Source organism: Methylomonas rivi, assembly GCF_024505165.1.
GTDB classification, from domain to species: Bacteria; Pseudomonadota; Gammaproteobacteria; order Methylococcales; family Methylomonadaceae; genus Methylomonas; species Methylomonas rivi.
Genome location: NZ_JANIBK010000232.1, coordinates 1 through 3,984 on the forward strand (window position 1 = coordinate 1; position 3,984 = coordinate 3,984).

Genomic DNA, 3,984 nt, shown 5'->3' on the forward strand with positions numbered 1-3,984 from the left:
CCAGGTGTTGACCGGCGAATTGATTCGGCGGGTTTTCGCTTACCCGGTCAGCGTCGGCAGCCATCCGCTGTATCCGGAGCGGCCGCTGACCATTCCGCATATGCTGCGGCGCGCGGACACCGCCGGCCGGGAACATAGCTGAGGCCATCCGGCTTGAAAACCGGCCGGCAATTATGGCAAAGCGACAATTTCGCGAGGTTTTTGGACAGGGCGTGGGGTGGGCCAATTTGCCCACCCTGGAGCCGTCGAAATGCCAATGACAATCGATTTTGCCAAGACATTACATTGTTTGGCGGAAGCAAAGGATTCATTCCGCGTGGGCACGAAAAGCAGTGCCCACGCTACCGTGCCGCGAGCTGCAAGGCTTATTCCGTTCCGTTTATATCATCCGAACCGTGCCGACAGGCGCTTTTTAAGTCTGCCATGCTGACCGCATCCGTATGACAAACAGATGAAGCGCAATGACCGCGATAAAAAAGCTGTACTTCTCAAATAATAATCATTATCATTTACATCAAATCCATAACGCCCCGGTTCCATGAAGCTTTTCTTGTCTTTTTTCAAAGCGCCGCAGGCGGTAAAGCTGGAGATAGCGCCGAATGTGCAGGCCGCGTTGATGGAAAAAGGGCAGCTCCACGCTACCGATTTCCGCTGCCTGGACCTGGGCTCGAAGCAAATTGTTTGGAAAATGCTGCTGTCGCTGGCGAAGTCGAAACTCGCCGCTGCGCGCGGCAACAGTAACCCGGGTAAAGAAACCCGATCGATACCCTAAATTTCTTGTTCAGTATGAGGACACCACGATGAGTAAAAAGCCCTGCACGCACGAATATCTGGCAGCCAGCGAATCCGGCAAGGTTTTGATGTGCCGGGATTGCGGCGTGGTGCATCTGCACCTGCAAAATATCTCGATGCGTTTCGACGCGGAACAATTCGCCGACCTTGCCGCTCTGCTGACGGCGGCGTCGAAAAAGATGGCCGAGCAGCCACGGGAAAACCCGAACCTGCGGCCCAAGCTGACGCTGGTGCATTGATGCCTAAAGCCCCCGCACACAACCGCCCACGGCGAAGTTTGGACCGGTATTTCAAGCTTATTTCAAAGGTCAAGAACAATGCCAATGCCCATTGCCTTCATCTTATGGCCTCGCCCGCGGTGCGAAATATATGCTTGCTTTGAAATTTTTTAAACTTTAGAATCCACTCCTCTTTCTGGTGCCGCAAGCGAATTTATCGGCTTGCGCTTAAACAGGAAGCCGGTGATGCAATCAATGCAAAAGCCGGCGCTGCCCCCGCAACGGTAGATAAGTTAACGGGCCACGAATATGCCACTGTGCACTTGCATGGGAAGGCCGTGGTTCAGGCGATAAGCCGCTTATAAGCCCGGAGACTGGCCTGAAAGATCGTTCGAGACAGCGGTGGGCTGCTTGCGAAACGGTCAGGGCTCTCTCTGTCTTTTTCGTCCTCCCTATTCCTCTGTCCCGGTTTTCACCCCATGCGCGGCGGGCGCGGAGGAATTTATGCTTACGATTTCCCTTGCTTCGGTTTACCCCGGAGCTCTCTTTTATTTCACGGTCGGCGAGTCGCGCCATAGGCCTTTTGCTCCGCAAGGGCTGTTGCCGTCCGCCGAAGACCCGGTTCATCAGCCAAAAATAGCCAAAGTCGTCGCGACCCCGAGTCGCCCGGCGACGCATTTGCTCGACCGCTAGCCGGTTCGGTAAACACCATGATCAAATGCACGCCGTGCCACGGGCAAACTTTGCCCGGTGGTTTGCTTTCTGCCGCATTCCCGATCCGCGTTCGGCCCGATGATCAGGCCGATTTTCATCGCCGATTGCTTGGGGCGCTGCTAGGCATCGGTCTGATTCCGGCCCCGCTAAACGGACTTTGCGACAACATCAGAGACCAGCCGCAACCCCTGTCGGAAGTAACCGTTTTCGGCACTTCCGACAGCGTCTTGCAACAACCCAAAAGCATCACCGTCATCGACCGCCAGGCCATTTTGAATGCGGCCGGCAACTCGTTGATCGATCTGTTGGCGCGAGAAGCCAATATCAGCCCGCGCAGCTATACCGGCAACGACAAATACTGCGGTATCGACATCCGCGGCATGGGCGATACCTTTTCCAGCAATGTGTTGATTCTGGTCGATGGCGTCCGCTTGAACGCGCCCGACCTGTCCGGCGCCGATCTCTCTACCCTGAGCCTGGGCCAGATAGAACGTATCGAGGTGATTCGCGGCGGTGGCGGGGTGCTTTACGGCGACGGCGCGGTCGGCGGCGTCGTCAACATCGTCACCCGCAAGGCCAAGCAAACCCGGACGGAAATTTATAACAGCCATGGCAGTTTCGACACCTTCGATTCGCGCCTCAACGCGGCCTTGAATACCGACTCGATCCGCGCCTCGCTGAACGCGGCCCATTACCAAACCCGGGGCTATCGGGAAAACACTTTTCTGGATAAAAACCAGCTCAACGCCAAGCTGGCCTACTCAGCCGGCCAAGCAGTCGAATTGACCGGCAGTTTTCGCATGCACGACGACGAATACGGTTTGGCCGGGCCCGTCGACATCGGCGCCATCGGCGACTCGCGGTTACGCCGTCAAGCCGCCACGCCGTATGGCGGCGGCGAAACCCACGACTACGCCGGCGATGTCGGCGCCGCCGTGGATTGGGGCAAAACCGGCAAGACCCAACTGAAACTGGCCTACCGCTACCGGGACAATCCTTACGAAACCGCCAATTATTGGTCGCCGGATCAAAGCGCGGTAAATCCCTGGCGCAACGCATTCCAACACCGCGAGCTCGACCTGCGCCACCGGTTCGACCTGGATATCGGGCCGGTCGGCCAGAACTGGACCTTCGGTTATTACCGGCGGATCGGTTCGGTCGCCAGGCATGAAAACGGCACCGATATTCCCACCCAAAGCCAGTTGCAACAGGCGGATTTCGACAACCGGAGCGGTTTCGTCAATACCGCTTGGTATCTGCCCATCCCGCTGATTCTCAATGCCGGTTACCGCCGCGACAGCTTTTCGCTGCAACGCGAAGCCAACAAATACGATCTGGTCTGCCGTTATGCGCCGGTGTTTCCATTCCAGCCGCTGGGTTGCGATGCCCGTTGGCTGAATCAGAGCCGGGGCACCGCTGGCTGGCGCAGTTATGCCGCCGATCTGGGGCTGACCTGGAACGTCAACGACCGCCTGACGTGGTACGGCAGCTATAACCGCAGCTTCCGCAATCCGAACCCGGAGGAACTGGTATTAAGCGCCCCCGATATTCAACCGCAACGCGGCAATAACTGGGAAACCGGCTGGCGCGCCCGTTCTCAAGACGGCAACGAATTGTCGCTGGCCTTGTTCCGGATGACCAATCAACAAGAGATTTACTACGACAACAGCGTCAATCGCAACTACGACGAAACCACGCGCAGGCGCGGCCTGGAGTTGGCGGGCAAGTTTCATCCCCGCGCCGATCTGACGCTGTCGGGCAATTTCGGTTACATCGACGCCCGCTTCGCCGACAGCGGGCTGCGCATGCCTCTGGTTCCCGAACTCAAGGGCCAGCTCGGCCTGCTCTGGCATGCCACTTCCCGCCTCAGTCTCAGCGTGTCGGCGGACTATGTCGGCATGCGCAACAACGGCGCCAATCTTGCCAAGGATGTCAACGAAGCCAGATTGAAAGCGTATCAGACCGTCGATCTCAAAGCCTTTTACCAACTGGCCGGCGCGGAGATTTTCGCCGGCGTCGGCAATTTGTTTAACGCCTTTTACGAAACCTCCGCTTACGGCGGTGCTTTCTATCCCATGCCGGGCCGGCAAGCTTACCTCGGCCTGACATACACCTTCCCAACCACAGGAGATACACCATGAAAAAATTAATTGCATTTTCCGCGCTGGCTTTCGCCGCCAATGTCCAGGCCGGGCCGTTCGCTCCGGCCGCCGGCGCAAGCGGTTCGACGGCGATTGCCAAGGACAGCGCGCTATTCGTC

Annotated in this window: 3 protein-coding genes and 1 riboswitch; all 3 genes read left to right on the forward strand. The window is 57.6% G+C overall.

What is annotated here, in order from left to right:
- Positions 1 to 538: 538 nt before the first annotated feature.
- Positions 539 to 772: a hypothetical protein gene (locus NP596_RS20320; RefSeq protein ID WP_256617213.1), complete on the forward strand. Its 234-nt coding sequence runs from the start codon at positions 539 to 541 to the stop codon at positions 770 to 772.
- Between the two features lie 28 nt (positions 773 to 800).
- Positions 801 to 1,031, forward strand: a complete 231-nt coding sequence (locus NP596_RS20325) for a DUF6686 family protein (RefSeq protein WP_256617214.1) — start codon at positions 801 to 803, stop codon at positions 1,029 to 1,031.
- Between the two features lie 159 nt (positions 1,032 to 1,190).
- Positions 1,191 to 1,407: riboswitch (cobalamin riboswitch) on the forward strand.
- Positions 1,408 to 1,720: 313 nt separating this feature from the next.
- Positions 1,721 to 3,865 carry a TonB-dependent receptor gene (locus NP596_RS20330; RefSeq protein WP_256617215.1) on the forward strand — a complete coding sequence of 715 codons (2,145 nt, stop codon included), beginning with the start codon at positions 1,721 to 1,723 and terminating at the stop codon, positions 3,863 to 3,865.
- Positions 3,866 to 3,984: the final 119 nt, after the last annotated feature.

Bases quoted from the DNA above. Each gene is read 5' to 3' on its own strand.
- NP596_RS20320 (WP_256617213.1), top strand. From the start codon at position 539: ATGAAGCTTTTCTTGTCTTTTTTCAAAGCGCCGCAGGCGGTAAAGCTG.
- NP596_RS20325 (WP_256617214.1), top strand. From the start codon at position 801: ATGAGTAAAAAGCCCTGCACGCACGAATATCTGGCAGCCAGCGAATCC.
- NP596_RS20330 (WP_256617215.1), top strand. From the start codon at position 1,721: ATGATCAAATGCACGCCGTGCCACGGGCAAACTTTGCCCGGTGGTTTG.